Annotated in this window: 20 protein-coding genes and 1 tRNA gene; 13 read left to right on the top strand and 8 right to left on the bottom strand. The window is 31.6% G+C overall.

The genetic code is table 11. The features are described 5' to 3' along the window. Nucleotide 1 precedes the first annotated feature (1 nt). Nucleotides 2-292, bottom strand: a complete 291-nt coding sequence (locus tag KO494_RS09885) for a helix-turn-helix domain-containing protein (RefSeq protein ID WP_191101225.1) — start codon at nucleotides 290-292, stop codon at nucleotides 2-4. A 280-nt stretch (nucleotides 293-572) separates the two neighbouring features. Between KO494_RS09885 and KO494_RS09880 the strand changes: the two genes are divergently transcribed. After that, the gene (locus KO494_RS09880; RefSeq protein WP_215967440.1) at nucleotides 573-968 is read left to right on the top strand and encodes a hypothetical protein; all 396 of its coding nucleotides are present in this window, start codon (nucleotides 573-575) and stop codon (nucleotides 966-968) included. A 387-nt stretch (nucleotides 969-1,355) separates the two neighbouring features. Next, entirely contained in the window at nucleotides 1,356-1,793 is a 438-nt protein-coding gene (locus KO494_RS09875) for a RadC family protein (protein ID WP_215967439.1), read from the top strand. 147 nt (nucleotides 1,794-1,940) lie between these two features. On the opposite strand, the gene KO494_RS09870 is transcribed toward KO494_RS09875, so the two are convergent. After that, complete coding sequence (locus KO494_RS09870; RefSeq protein ID WP_215967438.1) at nucleotides 1,941-2,171, bottom strand: helix-turn-helix domain-containing protein; 231 nt, start codon at nucleotides 2,169-2,171, stop codon at nucleotides 1,941-1,943. 106 nt (nucleotides 2,172-2,277) lie between these two features. Between KO494_RS09870 and KO494_RS09865 the strand changes: the two genes are divergently transcribed. The 9 genes from KO494_RS09865 (at nucleotide 2,278) to KO494_RS09825 (ending at nucleotide 5,433) form a co-directional block, all read left to right on the top strand. Next, on the top strand, nucleotides 2,278-2,637 hold the full coding sequence (locus tag KO494_RS09865; RefSeq protein WP_215967437.1) for a hypothetical protein: 360 nt from the start codon (nucleotides 2,278-2,280) through the stop codon (nucleotides 2,635-2,637). Further along, entirely contained in the window at nucleotides 2,634-2,993 is a 360-nt protein-coding gene (locus KO494_RS09860; RefSeq protein WP_215967436.1) for a hypothetical protein, read from the top strand. The genes KO494_RS09865 and KO494_RS09860 overlap by 4 nt, the downstream gene beginning before the upstream one ends. Continuing rightward, nucleotides 2,941-3,300 (top strand): DUF3127 domain-containing protein, encoded by a 360-nt coding sequence (locus KO494_RS09855; protein ID WP_215967435.1) that lies wholly within the window; start codon nucleotides 2,941-2,943, stop codon nucleotides 3,298-3,300. The genes KO494_RS09860 and KO494_RS09855 overlap by 53 nt, the downstream gene beginning before the upstream one ends. Before the next feature lie 31 nt (nucleotides 3,301-3,331). After that, entirely contained in the window at nucleotides 3,332-3,715 is a 384-nt protein-coding gene (locus KO494_RS09850; protein WP_215967434.1) for a hypothetical protein, read from the top strand. Between the two features lie 18 nt (nucleotides 3,716-3,733). Next, complete coding sequence (locus tag KO494_RS09845) at nucleotides 3,734-4,123, top strand: hypothetical protein (RefSeq protein ID WP_215967433.1); 390 nt, start codon at nucleotides 3,734-3,736, stop codon at nucleotides 4,121-4,123. A 3-nt stretch (nucleotides 4,124-4,126) separates the two neighbouring features. Then, a complete protein-coding gene (locus KO494_RS09840) occupies nucleotides 4,127-4,471 on the top strand; it encodes a hypothetical protein (RefSeq protein WP_215967432.1) in 345 nt (114 codons plus the stop codon). A gap of 87 nt (nucleotides 4,472-4,558) precedes the next feature. Then, nucleotides 4,559-4,631: transfer RNA gene (locus tag KO494_RS09835), tRNA-Met, on the top strand. Between the two features lie 94 nt (nucleotides 4,632-4,725). Further along, on the top strand, nucleotides 4,726-5,232 hold the full coding sequence (locus KO494_RS09830) for a hypothetical protein (protein ID WP_215967431.1): 507 nt from the start codon (nucleotides 4,726-4,728) through the stop codon (nucleotides 5,230-5,232). Between the two features lie 15 nt (nucleotides 5,233-5,247). Beyond that, the gene (locus KO494_RS09825) at nucleotides 5,248-5,433 is read left to right on the top strand and encodes a DUF559 domain-containing protein (RefSeq protein WP_215967430.1); all 186 of its coding nucleotides are present in this window, start codon (nucleotides 5,248-5,250) and stop codon (nucleotides 5,431-5,433) included. Here KO494_RS09825 and KO494_RS09820 read toward each other — a convergent pair. The 6 genes from KO494_RS09820 to KO494_RS09795 all read right to left on the bottom strand — a co-directional run bounded on the left by KO494_RS09820 (nucleotide 5,430) and on the right by KO494_RS09795 (nucleotide 12,448). Beyond that, on the bottom strand, nucleotides 5,430-5,795 hold the full coding sequence (locus tag KO494_RS09820; RefSeq protein WP_215967429.1) for an HIT family protein: 366 nt from the start codon (nucleotides 5,793-5,795) through the stop codon (nucleotides 5,430-5,432). The genes KO494_RS09825 and KO494_RS09820 overlap by 4 nt on opposite strands. A 2-nt stretch (nucleotides 5,796-5,797) precedes the next feature. Further along, the gene (locus KO494_RS09815; RefSeq protein WP_303427562.1) at nucleotides 5,798-6,775 is read right to left on the bottom strand and encodes an HNH endonuclease domain-containing protein; all 978 of its coding nucleotides are present in this window, start codon (nucleotides 6,773-6,775) and stop codon (nucleotides 5,798-5,800) included. Between the two features lie 497 nt (nucleotides 6,776-7,272). Further along, nucleotides 7,273-8,424 carry an alpha-hydroxy acid oxidase gene (locus KO494_RS09810; protein WP_215967428.1) on the bottom strand — a complete coding sequence of 384 codons (1,152 nt, stop codon included), beginning with the start codon at nucleotides 8,422-8,424 and terminating at the stop codon, nucleotides 7,273-7,275. 87 nt (nucleotides 8,425-8,511) lie between these two features. Then, on the bottom strand, nucleotides 8,512-9,810 hold the full coding sequence (gene fucP / locus KO494_RS09805) for an L-fucose:H+ symporter permease (protein ID WP_215967427.1): 1,299 nt from the start codon (nucleotides 9,808-9,810) through the stop codon (nucleotides 8,512-8,514). A 91-nt stretch (nucleotides 9,811-9,901) separates the two neighbouring features. Then, nucleotides 9,902-11,341, bottom strand: coding sequence for an aldehyde dehydrogenase (gene aldA, locus KO494_RS09800; RefSeq protein WP_215967426.1), 1,440 nt, complete (start codon nucleotides 11,339-11,341; stop codon nucleotides 9,902-9,904). A gap of 207 nt (nucleotides 11,342-11,548) precedes the next feature. Further along, nucleotides 11,549-12,448 (bottom strand): AraC family transcriptional regulator, encoded by a 900-nt coding sequence (locus KO494_RS09795; RefSeq protein WP_215967425.1) that lies wholly within the window; start codon nucleotides 12,446-12,448, stop codon nucleotides 11,549-11,551. A gap of 100 nt (nucleotides 12,449-12,548) precedes the next feature. Between KO494_RS09795 and rhaD the strand changes: the two genes are divergently transcribed. Both rhaD and KO494_RS09785 read left to right on the top strand, forming a co-directional pair. Beyond that, nucleotides 12,549-13,343 carry a rhamnulose-1-phosphate aldolase gene (rhaD, locus tag KO494_RS09790; protein WP_215967424.1) on the top strand — a complete coding sequence of 265 codons (795 nt, stop codon included), beginning with the start codon at nucleotides 12,549-12,551 and terminating at the stop codon, nucleotides 13,341-13,343. Between the two features lie 15 nt (nucleotides 13,344-13,358). Further along, nucleotides 13,359-15,146 (top strand): L-fucose isomerase, encoded by a 1,788-nt coding sequence (locus tag KO494_RS09785; protein ID WP_215967423.1) that lies wholly within the window; start codon nucleotides 13,359-13,361, stop codon nucleotides 15,144-15,146. The last annotated feature ends 39 nt before the right edge of the window (nucleotides 15,147-15,185 follow it).

Genomic DNA, 15,185 nt, shown 5'->3' with positions numbered 1-15,185 from the left:
ATTACTCTTGTTCAGTTTTCAACCTTTTTAAAGTCAGTTTAACAGCTTCAATAGCTAAATCTTCTCCTTTTACATCTTCATATACTTTCTCGCTAAGCCATAACTTTAAAAGTTTACTATGTTCAATATCTAGTGCAATAGCCAATTTATCTATTTGCTCTCTAGTGGGTTTTCTATCTCCTTTTTCAATTTTACTTATTAAAGCAGTGTCTGTATCTATCATAGAAGCTACTTCTCGCAGTAATAGGTTTTTAGTTTCCCTTTTAGATTTTAGTAATTCTGAGAGTATCATTTGGTAGTCAAATTAGTTCTTGTCAATTATTGTCTAAATCTAACTAGAATTATTGATATAAAAAATTTTTGAAAAATAATTTTTTGGATGCTTTATGTGAGCTTGAGATACCTTGTGCAAAACCCCCACCCATTTCTGGGGATAGAGATTCCCCCACCACTTTATATGGTAAAGATAATTTTCTAGCAGGATAAATAAATTCAAGTTGATAGCTGTAATTTATATTCTATGGAGGATTGATTTTCTGTGTGGTGTACTACAACTCAAAAATTTTAGAAACATGGTTAGAATAGTTAACTACAAAGAGAGACAGAAAGAGGATGGAACATCATTCTTTGTTCTGGAACTGCAAGGAGGAATTGAAATGGTATTAAGCAAGGTTACAGGTAACTTTTATGCTACTGCCAAGAAAGCTTATATCCCTTCAACATTTGATGAGCAGACCTGTACAGGTTTGATTGGTACAGAAATGCCAGGAAGTATCATTAAAGAGGACTGTGAGCCTTTTGAATATGTGGTAAAGGAAACAGGTGAAGAAATAACATTATCTCATAGATGGGTTTATGTTACAGAAGATGCTGTTAAGCCAAAACAAACTGCTGTTAAGTATGAGCAGAATGTTATTGCAAACTCTGATGTGTTTTCACAGAATGGTATTCTTGAGCATGCAGAGTAAAAATATAAGCCTAGTCTATGTAAATAGATTGGGCTTTGTTTTTTGAGTTTTTAAATACCCTTACTTTATTATGCTTGTTTGCTCATACCTTCATAAATAAAAGATAGTCTAGCTGTAGCCAGTTTACACTATTACTATAAGGATATATTATTAATCTTGAAGGTAAGAATAAGATAGTATAAATAGGTTTTAATTCTGCTTAAGAAAGAAAAAGAACCAAAAAGAAAGAAACTTCATAGCTCTTCCCCTCAACCATATTTATATACTTTTTGCGAAGAATTGTTCTGAAGTGTTTCAGAAAGAAACTTCTTTGGCAAAGGTATATGTTCCAAAATTAAGATGCAAGTAAATTAGTAATTATTTTCCTAGGAAACTAAATTTAAAAATATGAAAATTTCAGAAATAAGTGTCTCATACTCAAATAACAGGAGTGATAGACTAAAAATAAGTAATAGTAAGCAATCTTATGATATAATAAGGGCTTGTTGGAGTGATTCTACCATAGAATTACAAGAGGAGTTTAAAATATTAATGCTGAATAGGAGTAACCAGATTTTAGGTGTTTATCCGCTTTCTAAAGGAGGTGTTTCTGCTACTGTGGTAGATGCAAAATTAGTGTTTAGTGTTGCTCTTAAATGCAATGCTTCAAATATTATTATTGCTCATAATCATCCAAGTGGAAATTTAACCCCAAGTGAAGCAGATAAAAATCTCACAGAAAAGCTTAAACAGGCAGGGCAGTATTTAGATATAGTACTGTTAGACCACTTAATAGTAACTAAAGAGGATTTTTATAGTTTTAGTGATAATGGATTGATAAAATAGTCCTCTTTTTTCCATTTCTATATATAGTGAATTGGAAAAAGTTGGACTTTTTGTCTTTTGTTTATGTATGAAAGAGTGTGTGAGTAGGCTTTTGTAGCAAAAAAATACAGTTTGTAAGCAGTATAGATTAGTATTAATAGCTAAATCTTACTTTTCATCTTCAAGGTTTACAATATCACATAAAGTGATACCTAAATTATCAGCAATCCTTTTTAAAGTGTATAAAGTAGGATTGGTTCCACCAGCTTCTAAACGACTAAAGTTAGATTTTTCAATATTACATTTAGCAGCAAGGTCTTGTTGAGCAATTCCTTGCTTTTCTCTTAACATTTTAACTCGCTTTCCAATTGCTACTTGAAGTTGGTCTTTATCATCCATTTTAAAACATATATTATCTAGTTGTCAAAAATGATAATTAAGTGTAGTGTTTTGGTTATCATAAATGATAAAATAAGTATGTTTGTTAATTATATATTGATTCATTATGAAAAAAATTAAAATTCTTTTTGTCGTTTTTATTTCTGTTCTACTAGGTATATGCTCTGGTTATTATTTTAAAAAACCAGACTCTACAATGTTAGGTAATGCATTAACTAAAAGTACTGAATGGAAAAAGGAATTATATATTGAAGCTTTAAGGTCTAAAACTCCATTTTTTCAACTTGAAACAATAAACACTTATACAGGAAGTGATGGAGAGCTTAATTATTCTTGGTCTGGAGACTTTATATTTAATTGGTTTGCATTCATTTCAAGTGCCTTAATTTTAATCATCATTCTTATTATAATTTTAAATGTGGATTCAATTAAAATCTACAATAGGTTAAAGCAGTATTTAAAATGAAGTTTAAAGAGGTAATAGAAGAGCTAGAAGCTCTATTAAATCCTGAAGGTTTTTGTAGTAGGGATAAAGTTGCTTGGTGGTTGCTTAAACATGAAGAAAGATACATTGGATTAAGTAAAATTAGAGACACTTTAGAAGCAGAATTTCCTGATAGAAACTTAAGAGAGCAGAAATCTTTTATAATAGAATTGCTATTCACAGAGCTATATGAAGATGTAAATAAGAGTTTTGAAAACACAAAACCATTTAGTAAAGAAGAGGTGTGTCTTAAAGATATTATAATGAAAATTAAAACGTCAACAAATGGACTTAGTAGGAAAGATAAAAATTTTAAATGGGACTCAAGTCCTAGGTGATAATGGCTTTAGAAAAAGAGAAGTTGTTATTACCACAGAAGAGCAGTATCCTCAACATATATTAGTAGAATTCATTCAAGATAAATGTGATTTGCTAGATAACTTTGTTGTGGGTCAAGAAGTGAAAATAGCTCTTAATTTAAGAGGTAGAGAGTGGGTTAATCCTGAAGGTGTGGCAAAATACTTTAATGCTATTCAAGGTTGGAGAATAGAGCTTGTAAATAGTGAACAACCTACACCTCAAACACAAACACAGCAAGAACCAGTTAGCTTTTTAGATGAAGCAGATAATGACTTGCCATTTTAATAAAAATCAATTAACCATTAAATAATAAATTATGAAGAATATCTTTTTAACATTAATAGCGATTTTGTCATTAGTAGCTTGTTCTAGTGATGATGATGGTGAGGTTGCAGAAATGACAAATGCTAACCTCAGTTATAAGTTAGTTTATACTACAGGTGTATTACCTAGTTATTATGTAGTAAGAGCAGGAAATACAATTACATATGAAGATTCCTTTGAGTTTAAAGAAGTTGGCTATGATGAAGACACTAGAACTGTTACAGTGGAAACAGATTTAAATCCAGTTAAAATAGAATCGAATTTCTATATTGAAGGAGGTTCAGAAGTAAATATAAAGCTAATTAGTTCTGAAGGTAACATCATAGATGAACAAACTATTTCAGAAGTAAACTATACTTATATCTATAATTTTTAAAAACTAAAACCAAATATAATGAAGAATACATTTTTATTATTAATAGCAATTTTTGCTTTTACAGCCTGTTCAAGTGATGATGACAATCAAGGAGAAGAACAACAAATTAGTCAATCTCATATAGTAGAGTTTACAACAGGTTCTCTTGAAAGTTGGGTATCTGTAGGATTAACAACTACATTGACTTTAGAAGATGGCACAGAGTCAACAATTAATTCAGATTTCGATTATACTCAAAATATAGTTAGTGTAGAGATTCCAGAGAATACAGCAAGCTTTGAGTTAGAATTTTATATTGAAGATTCATCTCAAGCTGAAATGCGCTTTTATGGTTCTGTAGATAATGTTAATGTTCATCAAGAAACCATAAACCAACAAAGTTTCCAATATCAATTTACTTTTAATTAAGGTATGTGTAATTCCTTATTAAAAGAATTACCATTTAAGATTGGAGAACAGTATGAGTTAAATGAATTTAATCTTAAGACTTTAGAATCAACTTTTAGTAATGGATTAGAGTATGAAAATTACGAGTATATAAAAGGAGATTTTAAAACTCTATTTGGAATAGCTTTTTCTAGAAATCCAATTTTACAATATAATGGAGATATACTCTATAGCGTAATTTGCGAATTTGAGCTATCTCATTACAGTTATCTAAAATCTAAAGTTAATCAGTGTGCATTTAAAGAAGTAACTATTGAAGTATTAATTAAAGATAAATACCATTGCCAAGTAGTATTGCAGAGTAAATAAGGCACACTTTTCGGCATCACTTTATAAATGGCTATTAATATTTATGAAGGTCTATGACAAATATAGAGTGTTAAAGTGTTGATATTTATAGGGATAGAGCAGTAGGTAGCTCGTCGGGCTCATAACCCGAAGGTCACTGGTTCGAGTCCAGTTCCCGCTACTAAAAAAAAACCAGATACGAAAGTGTCTGGTTTTTTGTGGTTTTAGATGAAAATGAATGCAAGTTAAATAATCAATAGTAATAAAATTAAGACATGGCAAGAATCCCAATAGAAATTGAAAAAATTAAAAGAATATATAGGGATTTAAGAAGTGATGATAACTCAGTAAAGGAAATGACTGAGTATCTTATTTCAGTAAATGAAAAAGGGCAGAATTGGAGTAAAACTATACGTTGTGGATTAGATGAGTTGACAGAATTAAGAGATAAAATTTCTGAATTAATAGAATCAACTACAACAGCTGAAAATTTGAACATTACGAATGATAAAGCAAATATACTTGACAAACATTATGCTGAAGATGAACTTTGCCAAAATTGTAATTATAAATTGTCTGACAACTGTTTGACTTGTATTTTTGATTTACAAAGCCCTCTTGAAAGAAAACTATTTCTTGCATTAAAAGATAATCGTATTAGATTTAAATCTCAATATCCTCTAAACTGGAAAGGGGAAAATATTTCAATAGTTGGTAAATCATATAATAATCCCAAAAATAACTTTAAAGAAGTTTTAACTGTTGCTGATTTTTACATATAGAAAAGAGATATTAAATTGTGTGTTTATACAGATGGACATACTTATCATGAAAGAACAGAAGAGCAGGCGCAGAGAGATAAACGAATTGATAGAAAACTACAAGAATTAGGATTTCAAGTTTTAAGATATACAGGAAAGGATGTTAATGAAAACACGGATATTATTGTAGCTGAAATTGATAAGTGGTTAGAAAAGTACTAATATTTCATCTTATTAGGTATTACACCTCTAACTCCTCCAGTTGGGTTTTCAATATCTCCTTTATATCTAGGAATGATATGACAGTGAAAGTGAAATATTGTTTGTCCAGCATATTTTCCACAATTCATTCCAATATTATATCCATCTGGACTGTATTCTAATTCTATTAAAGATTTTGCTTTAAGGATTACTTCTGGTAAATTGCCTTTTTCTTTAGAGGATAACTCAAAATAATCTTCTTTTAATTCATTAGAGATAATTAATAGATGCCCTTCTGAAACTGGATATATATCTCTAATAATAAAGAAAAAATCATTTTTAAATATAATTCTTTCCGAAGGAATTGATAAGAAATCTTTCATAGTTACATGTATTGAAACCCGTTGTTATGAGCAATTATAAGTAATGGTTTTATTTGTTCTTCAAATTTGTCTTTTTTAATATTTAAATCTGGAAATATTGGAAGATAATCTTCAAGAAAACTATTCTTCGGATTTTTGCTTTTAATGATTTCTACACCTTTTTGTTGAATTTCATAAAACGAATTAAAAAAATCATCAAATTTTGGGAGCTTATCTCTTTTTTTAGAATTAAAACTACTATCAGCTGGAATTAAATTCCACATTAAATCATGTGCAACAAACTGGTAGGGGATAAAATGTTCAATTACATATTCTCCAATATTTAGTGGTTTACCAGTATATATACATTTTACAGCTCCAATTTCTGTTATAACTAAATCCCAGAATTTCTTTTTATGCTTGTTTAGTCCGCGTCTAATGATTGGGCGATGTATTTTATTTGGAATATCTGGAACATTTGGATTCCTACTTTGGAGGAATAGACTAAGATTCCAATAGCAGAAAGTTTTTAAAATTCCACTATTTCTAATAAAATATTGTAACCAAATATCTGAAATCGCAATAGAATCATTATACAATGAATACGGAGCTTTTAAAGAATGATTTAGTGAATGTTCGTAAGTCTTAGATTTTGATTCAGAGCCTAACCAAGGACTTAAAAATTTATGAGGAACGTTTTTATTAAAATGATTTAAGATTGAAGTCGTTCTAGGGTGGGTGGTGGTTAATAGTCTTTCTAAAATTACCTTATGATTTGCATCAACACTTAACTTTTCTATATCTTTTATTTCTAAAATTGCACTCTGTATGAGGTCTTGTTTACCAAATGATATATGAAAGTAATTAACGGTATACCATGAGAGAGTAATCATTCTAGCAAAGATTTCTCTTTTCTCTATTACCTTATTTCCTTCTTCTATTGATTGTAAGATAGCCCAAAACCAATAAAATTTATATGTTGCACTTGTGTTCTTAAACACAGATGCTAATTTAGAAATTGAAATGTTTGGTTCTAGGGGCAGTTGGGTCACAGTCCGTTTGTTTATTTTGGTTTAAATATATTGTTTTTTATTGAAATTTTATTTGTGTTCTAGTATTGGTTTTTCTTGATTTTGAGTAGAAAACTACTCGTAGAATTCAATCACAGCCAAAAAATCACGTCTAAATTGGTTCTATTTTTTAATGATATCCGCAGCTAAGTAAGAGTAATCAGCAATGGTTACTCTTTTTTTTTGGAGTAGATTTAAGGGGTTAGTAATTGTTTTGTTATTAAAAAAAAAAGGATCCACTTCTAGTTACTATATTAAAAAGCCTTTCAAGAAATTGAAAGGCTTTTTTGTTAGTATGTATTATATAATAATGGTTTAAAACATTTTTTTAAGCTTATTTAAGCCCTTTTTTTTGCTGTAATGGCAAATGGTGAGGTATTATCTTTTTAGCTAAATAAGAATGGATGCACGCTTATAAAGTGTTTGGATTATTTAATAACCAAATGTTTTGGTAAATCTTCCACTCTTTCACAGCATAACTGCTCCATTACTTGTTGTAACTCTGTTTTTAAAAGCGAAATGGTATGGTCACCACCTTTGTTTCCTAAAGCAGAAACACCGTACATAAAAGAACGACCCATAAAAGTAAATTTAGCTCCACTAGCAAGAGATCTTGCTATGTCTGGACCAGATCTAACACCACTATCCATCATTACCTCAATTTGATCACCATATTTAGCAGCAATGTTGGTTAAAGGTTTAATAGAAGATTCTCCCGCATCTAGTTGTCTTCCTCCGTGATTAGATACAATAATTCCGTCTAATCCTAAACGAATTGCTTCTTTAGCATCTTCTTCGCAGGCTACCCCTTTTAATACTATTTTTCCTTTCCACATATCGCGAATAGGTTTTATTTTCTCTTCGTTTAAGCGTCCTGAAAAGGTTTCATCCATAAATTTACCTAATTGTTTTAAATCTAAACCTTTAGGCATATATGGTTTTAGGGTTGCAAAATTTGGTTGTCCATAACGCAAGGTATTTATTGCCCATTTTGGTTTTCCTAGAACTTGTATAATGTTTTTAACAGACATTTTAGGAGGCATTGCCAAACCATTTCTAATGTCTCTTGGTCTAAAACCAAAAGTAGGTACATCGCATAGTATAACTAATACTGGGCATTCTGCAGCTTCTGCTCTTTTTATAATGTCGTCTCTTAGACGGTTTTCTGTAGGATGGTATAGTTGAAACCATGCCTTTCCTTCCGTTAGTTCTGCGGCTCTTTCAATACTTGTTGTAGTAACGGTACTTAAAATAAAAGGAACATTATGTTTATGTGCAGCTTTTGCTAAAATTTCTGGAGCATTTGGCCACATTAATCCTTGTAGTCCTACTGGAGCTATTCCAAAAGGAGCATCATATTCAATACCAAATAACTTGGTTTTTAAACTAGCTCCGTTAAAATTCCTTAAATATTGCGGAATTAGCTGAACATCTCTTAGTTCAGATGTGTTTCTATGAAGATTTATATCTTCATTGCATCCACCATCTAGATATTCAAAAGCAAATTTTGGAATCATTTTTTTTGCCTTTGTTCTTAAATCATCTACTGATGGGTATTTTGAGTTAAATTCTATAGCCATATTTTTTCATGATATTTTTATATTCTGAAATGAGTTTAGCGTCATTAATGAGATCTAAAGCAAAACAATATCTTTTCATTACTATTGTTACTTGTGAAATTTTAATGTTCTGTAACCGTATAATGCAATAAAACAGAAACAGATAAAAGGAAGAATGAAAGAAAAGTTAACACCAGAAAAAGGTCCTATTTTTTCTGTGTCTATCATTAATCCTTGTAAAATAGGCATTAAAGCACCTCCAACAATAGCCATAACTAGGCCAGCTGCTCCAATAGCAGTATCGTCTGCTCTTAATCCGTCTAAAGCAATCCCGTAAATGGTAGGAAACATTAAAGACATAAATGCAGAGGTAGCAACTAATAAATAAAGACCTAAAATGCCTTCAATTAATATAACACCAGAAATTGTTACCATAGCACATAAAGCAAAAACCATAAGTAGTTTTCTTGAATTTACATATTTCATTAAAAAGGTACTAATGAATCTGCTACATAAAAATATAGCCATTGCAATAATGTTGTAATTTTGTGCCTCTGCTTTTGATATTCCTAAGTTTTCTGCATATTGAATAATGAATGTCCAGCACATAATTTGAGCTGCTACATAAAATAGTTGTGCTAAAACACCTTCTTTATATTTTCCGTTTTTAAATAATCTTTTAAACGAAGATGCTGCACTAGTAGGGTTGTCACTAACAGTTCTTTTAGGCATTTTGGTAATAGATATTATAACTAACATTGTTATAACTACAAAGCCAAGAATAATATAAGGGTTTCTAATGATTTCTAAATCGTGTGTTCTAATAACAGCCTTTTGGGCTTCGCTTAAAGTGTTAAAAACAAGTTTACCTGCTTCATCTCTTATGTCTGAATCTAATGCTATAAGTATGAATTTAGAGGCTACAAACATACCAAAAAGAGAACCAATAGGGTTGAAGGCTTGTGCTAAGTTTAAACGCTGTGTTGCTGTGCGTTCGTCTCCCATTGCCAAAATAAAAGGGTTTGCAGTGGTTTCTAAAAAAGCTAAACCAAAGGTTAAGATGTATAAAGATCCAAGGAAAAAACCGAACACTTCAAATTGTGCCGCAGGATAAAATAATAATGCGCCTATAGCGTATAATGTTAATCCTAGAAGAATACCGCTTTTATAGCTGTATTTTCTAACAAAAAGTGCCGCAGGAATAGCCATGGTTGCGTAACCACCATAAAATGCTAATTGTACTAAAGCAGCTTTTGCTGTTGAAATTTCCATAACAGTTGCAAAGGCAGCTACCATTGGGTTTGTAATGTCATTAGCAAATCCCCAAAGAGCAAACAAAGATGTAATGAGTATAAATGGAATTATGACCTCTTTAGATACTACTGGTACTTTTGTTGAATTCGTCATTTCGTCTTGTTTTTTTGTTTCAATGAAAAAAAAGCACCATTCAAATTAAAATCTAAAAATGAATAGTGCTTTAATAATCTGCTTTTAATTTCTATCTGTATTGTGCGTAAATCACTTTTGTTTGAAGGTATTCTTCCATACCATGTTTTCCATCAGCTCCACCAATTCCAGATTTTTTCCATCCTGCGTGGAACCCTTGAATAGCTTCAAAATGTTCTCTATTTATATAGGTTTCTCCATATTGTAATTCTTCAGCGGCATGCATTACTTTGTTGAAGTTTTCTGAGAAAATGGATGATGTTAAACCATACTCAGAATCATTTGCCAATGCAATGGCTTCATCCAAAGTACTAAATTTCATTACTGGTAATACAGGACCAAAAACTTCATCTTGTATGATTTGCATATCTTGTCTTACGTTAGTTAGTAATGTAGGTTGGTAAAAATATCCTTTATCAAATTGGCTAGATTTCTCTCCTCCAATTAAAACTTCTGCGCCTTCTTTTTTAGCAAACTCAACCATTTCGGCTACTTTATCTAATTGTGCTTTAGAAACCAATGCACTCATATCTGGATTGTTGTCAGAAAAAGCATCTTCTACTTTTAATGCGTTCATTTTAGCAGTAACCATATCTAAAAATTGATCGTGAATAGATTCTTCAACATACACACGTTCTGCACAATTACATACTTGTCCGCTATAAATAATTCTAGAACCAACAACGGCATTAACTGCCAATTCTAAATTTGCATCAGCACAAACAATAGCAGGAGCTTTACCACCTAATTCTAAAGATACTTTTGTAATGTTTTCAGAAGCAGCTTCCATAACTTTTTGACCTGCAAATACACTACCAGTTAAACTGATAATACCTGTAATAGGACTTTTAGAAAGTGCATTTCCAACAACTGGCCCAGAACCACACACAAAGTTTAATACACCAGCAGGTAATTCTATTTTTTGTATTAAATCTACCCATTCCATAATAGTATTTGGTGCAATACAGCTAGGTTTAATTACACAAGTGTTTCCTGTAATTAAAGATCCAGCAACTTTTCTTGCCATTACAAAAAATGGGAAGTTCCAAGGTAAAATACCTACAGCAACTCCAATAGGTGCTTTATGTAAAAAAATGTGTTCTTTTTTACGGTCACTTTGTATAATTTCTCCTTCTATACGTCTTGCAAAACCTGCATAATAATCAAAATAATCAGCTGTAACATCAATTTCTACTTGTGCTAAGCCTATCACTTTTGCTTGTTCTGCAGCTAAAGTCTCAGCTAAAAACACACGATTTTCACGAATGACATTAGCCATTTTATGTAAATAACCAGCACGTTCAACTGCTGTTAGAGATTTCCATGCGTGTTGCGATTCTTTCGCAGCATCTAATGCTTTATTAGCATCTTCAACAGATCCATATGGTATCTCTGATAATATTTCTTCTGTACAAGGATTTAGAACTTCTGTTACTTTAGTTGAAGTGGATTTAACAAACTTTCCGTTTATAAATTGATCAAATTGTTTCATGTTAAAAGGTTTTATGTTTTATTATACCGTAGCGCTTATTACTTTAGAATGTAATATTTTTATAAGCAAATAGGGAATTAAAATAATGATTGCGTACAAACATATAAATAGAATACTTAAAAATATTTATCCATAATAATCAATAATATGTACAATTTAAACATTTGTCTTGTTTCTGTTAAAACATGATAATTGTATAAGGTATTATTAAGTGTATTTTCCAGACTTGTAAACGGCAGGTGTTAAGCCTGTTACAGATTTAAACACTCTAGAGAAATGATAGCGATCTGAGAATCCTAAATTAAAAGCTACTTCTTCAATTGTGTTATTTGAATGTTCAAATAAATCACAAGCTTTTGCTATTTTTCTGTTTTGAATAAAATTATGCACTGAAATATTCATTTCCTGTTTAAATAATCGTGCAAAAGAATTGGAGGCCATGTTAACGACATCTGCAATTTCAGCATTACTTAATTTTTTGTTTACGTTCATTTCAACAAAACGAATCACCTTTAAAACACGATCATCCATATTTATGGTTTTCCATAATTCCGGACCAATATTGGTAAGTGTTTCTTTAATAAATGCTTGTAATTTTAAGTTAAAAGTTAATTTAAAATCGGTATTTTCTATTTTTAATCTTTCGGTTAAATAAATTAACCTTTCTTTTAAATAATCAGTTAATTCAATTTCGATAATACGAGGGTAAACATTGTCAAAAGGAACCCCTAAATTAAAGTGCGTAAAAAAATGGATTAAAGATTTTTCTTCATATTTGCTCTCATCAATTGTGTTGGTTAGGTGGTTTCCAGAAACATGAATACCCGTTTTATAAATGTGGTGTTTAGCAAATCGAGAAGAAAAAGAAGTGAATGGCGGAATGATATATAACATGTCTGGGCGCATTGTTGTTATTTTGTCATTATGAATTAGCTCACCTCCTTCATTTTTATTCCAATATATTCTCCAATAAGGAAAAACCATGTCGTGGCAATCCCACAAGTCTAGTAGCCAATATCTACAACAAAGCAACTTTAATTTTAAGTCAATAAAATTCTGAAAATTAGAGGATGGGTCTCCTAAACTTACGTTTTTAGCAATTTTCATTTTTTTTAAGAATGTTTAAATTAGATACAAAAATACGGATTTTGAATATTTATTGAACGTATAAATCTAATAGTTTTGTAATCTAAATTATCAAAAGATTATGAAGACTCTAAAACTTCCAATAGAAGTACAACAAGAATTAAAAAAAGTATCTACAGTAGCTGGATACTTATGGCAAAGAGAATGGGCAGAGAGAAATGCTGGAAACATTTCTATGAACTTAACGTCTTTCTTTAAAAAAGAAGATGTTCAAGGAATTGGAGAAGAAGTACCTTTCGATTTCCCTAAAGAATCAGCTGGATTTGTAATTTATATTACAGGTACAGGATGTTATTTAAGAGACTTGGTAGACAAGTTAGAAGAAGTGTCTTGTATTCTTTATATCAATGAAGACGCAACAGCTTACTCTATTATTTGGGGAGGTAACAGACCTAATTTTGGACCAACTTGTGAGTTAATTTCTCATGCAAGTATCCATTTGTTTAACTCTATTCATCATCCAGAAAACTTAGCGGTTGTGCATACACATCCATTAGAATTAATCTGTATGAGTCATCATGAGTTATTTGATAACGAAGAAGAATTAAACAGACAAATTTGGGCAATGTGTCCTGAGGTTAAAGTATTTGTTCCTAAAGGTATTCACTGTACACCGTATGCTTTATCAAGTACAGCGGCTTTAGCAGAAGTAACTATGGAAGCCTTTAAAACAAGAAACGTTTCCTTATGGGAAAAGCATGGAGCAACAGCAACAGCGCCAGATGTAATGCAGGCTTGGGACTTTTTAGATGTAGCAAATAAAGGTGCTAAAATGTTAATGATGTGTTGGGCAGCAGGATTTCAACCAGCTGGACTTTCAAACGAACAATTAACAGAATTAGAACAATTCACATAATAAAAAAATATAATCATGAGTAGATTAATAGGTAGACTGCCAAAAGTAGGAATTCGTCCGGTGATTGATGGACGTGAATTAGGTGTTAGAGAGTCATTAGAAGTTCAAACTATGGACATGGCTAAGGCTGCAGCAAGACTAATTGAAGAAACGTTGCGTTTTCCTAGTGGAGAAAAAGTAGAGGTTGTAATAGCAGATACTACTATTGGTGGTGTTGCAGATGCAGCAGCTTGTGCAGATAAATTTAAAAGAGAAGGAGTAGAGGTTTCATTAACAGTAACGCCATGTTGGTGTTATGGTACAGAGGTTATGGATACCAACCCATTAACTCCTAAAGCAGTTTGGGGGTTTAACGGAACAGAAAGACCAGGTGCTGTTTACTTAGCAGCGGCATTAGCAGGATATTCTCAAAAAGGATTACCAGCTTTTGGAATTTATGGTAAAGAAGTGCAAGATAGTGGAGATCAAACCATTCCTCAAGATGTTTCTGAAAAAATATTACGTTTTGTAAAAGGAGGATTAGCAGTGGCTCAAATGAACGGGAAATCGTATTTATCAATAGGATATAGTTCTATGGGAATTGCTGGTTCTATGGTAGATGTTAACTTTTTACAAGATTACTTAGGTGTAAGAGCCGAGTTTGTAGAGTCTGTAGAGCTTTTAAGACGTATAGATGAAGGTATTTATGATCATGACGAATTTGAAAAAGCATTAGCTTGGACTAAAGAAAACTGTAAAGAAGGAAAAGATTATAACAGCCCAGAAGCGCAAAAATCTGCAGAAGTAAAAGATGCAGAATGGGAAAAAGTTGTGAAAATGACTTTAATCTGTAAAGATTTAATGAACGGAAATCCTAAATTGAAAGAAATGGGGTTTGGTGAAGAATCTAAAGGTAGAAATGCTATTATGGGAGGTTTCCAAGGGCAACGTCAGTGGACAGATTACCAACCAAACGCAGATTTTACAGAATCTATTTTAAACTCTTCTTTTGATTGGAACGGTATTCGTCAAGCATATACTTTCGCTACAGAAAATGACTGTTTAAACGCTATTTCTATGTTGTTTGGGCACTTGTTAACTAATAAAGCACAGTTATTCTCTGATGTACGTACGTACTGGAGTCCTGAGTCTGTAGAACGAGTTACAGGTAAAAAATTAACAGGTATTGCTAAAGATGGAATCATTCACTTAATCAATTCTGGTTCTACAACTTTAGATGCTACTGCACAACAAACAGATGCTGAAGGAAATCCTACAATGAAGCCATTCTGGGAAATTACAGAAGAAGAAGTTCAAAAATGTTTAGATAATACCAAATGGCCAGCAGCTATTGGTGAGTATTTTAGAGGAGGAGGATTCTCTTCTCAATTTAAAACAAAAGGAACTATTCCATTAACTATGTGTAGAATTAATCTTGTAAAAGGGATTGGTCCAGTTTTACAAATTGTAGAAGGATGGAGTGTTGAATTACCAGAAGATGTTCATGAAGTTTTAAACGAAAGAACAAACCCAACATGGCCAACAACTTGGTTTGTGCCAAGAACAACAGGGACAGGTTTCTTTAAAGATGTGTACACAGTAATGGCAAAATGGGGAGCAAATCATGGAGCAATTTCTCATGGACATATTGGAGCAGATTTAATTTCATTAGCGGCTATGTTACGTATTCCTGTAAACATGCACAATGTTTCTGAAGATGATGTGTTTAGACCAAGTGCATGGTCTGCTTTTGGCGAAGGCTTAGAAGGCGCAGATTATAGAGCTTGTAAGAATTATGGTCCTTTATACGGATTTAAAGAGTAATAAGAATAACTAAAAAGGTGTTTACCTTATGGTAGACAC

The sequence above is a fragment of the Lacinutrix sp. C3R15 genome, assembly GCF_018860825.1.
Lineage (GTDB): Bacteria > Bacteroidota > Bacteroidia > Flavobacteriales > Flavobacteriaceae > Oceanihabitans.
Note: the sequence above shows the minus strand (reverse complement) of the source record. Positions and strands in the feature narration are given on the sequence as shown.

Bases quoted from the DNA above. Each gene is read 5' to 3' on its own strand.
- KO494_RS09845 (WP_215967433.1), top strand. From the start codon at position 3,734: ATGAAGAATACATTTTTATTATTAATAGCAATTTTTGCTTTTACAGCC.
- KO494_RS09830 (WP_215967431.1), top strand. From the start codon at position 4,726: ATGGCAAGAATCCCAATAGAAATTGAAAAAATTAAAAGAATATATAGG.
- aldA (WP_215967426.1), bottom strand. From the start codon at position 11,341: ATGAAACAATTTGATCAATTTATAAACGGAAAGTTTGTTAAATCCACT.
- KO494_RS09820 (WP_215967429.1), bottom strand. From the start codon at position 5,795: ATGAAAGATTTCTTATCAATTCCTTCGGAAAGAATTATATTTAAAAAT.
- KO494_RS09880 (WP_215967440.1), top strand. From the start codon at position 573: ATGGTTAGAATAGTTAACTACAAAGAGAGACAGAAAGAGGATGGAACA.
- KO494_RS09885 (WP_191101225.1), bottom strand. From the start codon at position 292: ATGATACTCTCAGAATTACTAAAATCTAAAAGGGAAACTAAAAACCTA.
- KO494_RS09855 (WP_215967435.1), top strand. From the start codon at position 2,941: ATGGACTTAGTAGGAAAGATAAAAATTTTAAATGGGACTCAAGTCCTA.
- KO494_RS09785 (WP_215967423.1), top strand. From the start codon at position 13,359: ATGAGTAGATTAATAGGTAGACTGCCAAAAGTAGGAATTCGTCCGGTG.
- fucP (WP_215967427.1), bottom strand. From the start codon at position 9,810: ATGACGAATTCAACAAAAGTACCAGTAGTATCTAAAGAGGTCATAATT.
- KO494_RS09850 (WP_215967434.1), top strand. From the start codon at position 3,332: ATGAAGAATATCTTTTTAACATTAATAGCGATTTTGTCATTAGTAGCT.
- KO494_RS09860 (WP_215967436.1), top strand. From the start codon at position 2,634: ATGAAGTTTAAAGAGGTAATAGAAGAGCTAGAAGCTCTATTAAATCCT.
- KO494_RS09810 (WP_215967428.1), bottom strand. From the start codon at position 8,424: ATGGCTATAGAATTTAACTCAAAATACCCATCAGTAGATGATTTAAGA.
- KO494_RS09870 (WP_215967438.1), bottom strand. From the start codon at position 2,171: ATGGATGATAAAGACCAACTTCAAGTAGCAATTGGAAAGCGAGTTAAA.
- KO494_RS09840 (WP_215967432.1), top strand. From the start codon at position 4,127: ATGTGTAATTCCTTATTAAAAGAATTACCATTTAAGATTGGAGAACAG.
- KO494_RS09875 (WP_215967439.1), top strand. From the start codon at position 1,356: ATGAAAATTTCAGAAATAAGTGTCTCATACTCAAATAACAGGAGTGAT.
- KO494_RS09865 (WP_215967437.1), top strand. From the start codon at position 2,278: ATGAAAAAAATTAAAATTCTTTTTGTCGTTTTTATTTCTGTTCTACTA.
- KO494_RS09795 (WP_215967425.1), bottom strand. From the start codon at position 12,448: ATGAAAATTGCTAAAAACGTAAGTTTAGGAGACCCATCCTCTAATTTT.
- rhaD (WP_215967424.1), top strand. From the start codon at position 12,549: ATGAAGACTCTAAAACTTCCAATAGAAGTACAACAAGAATTAAAAAAA.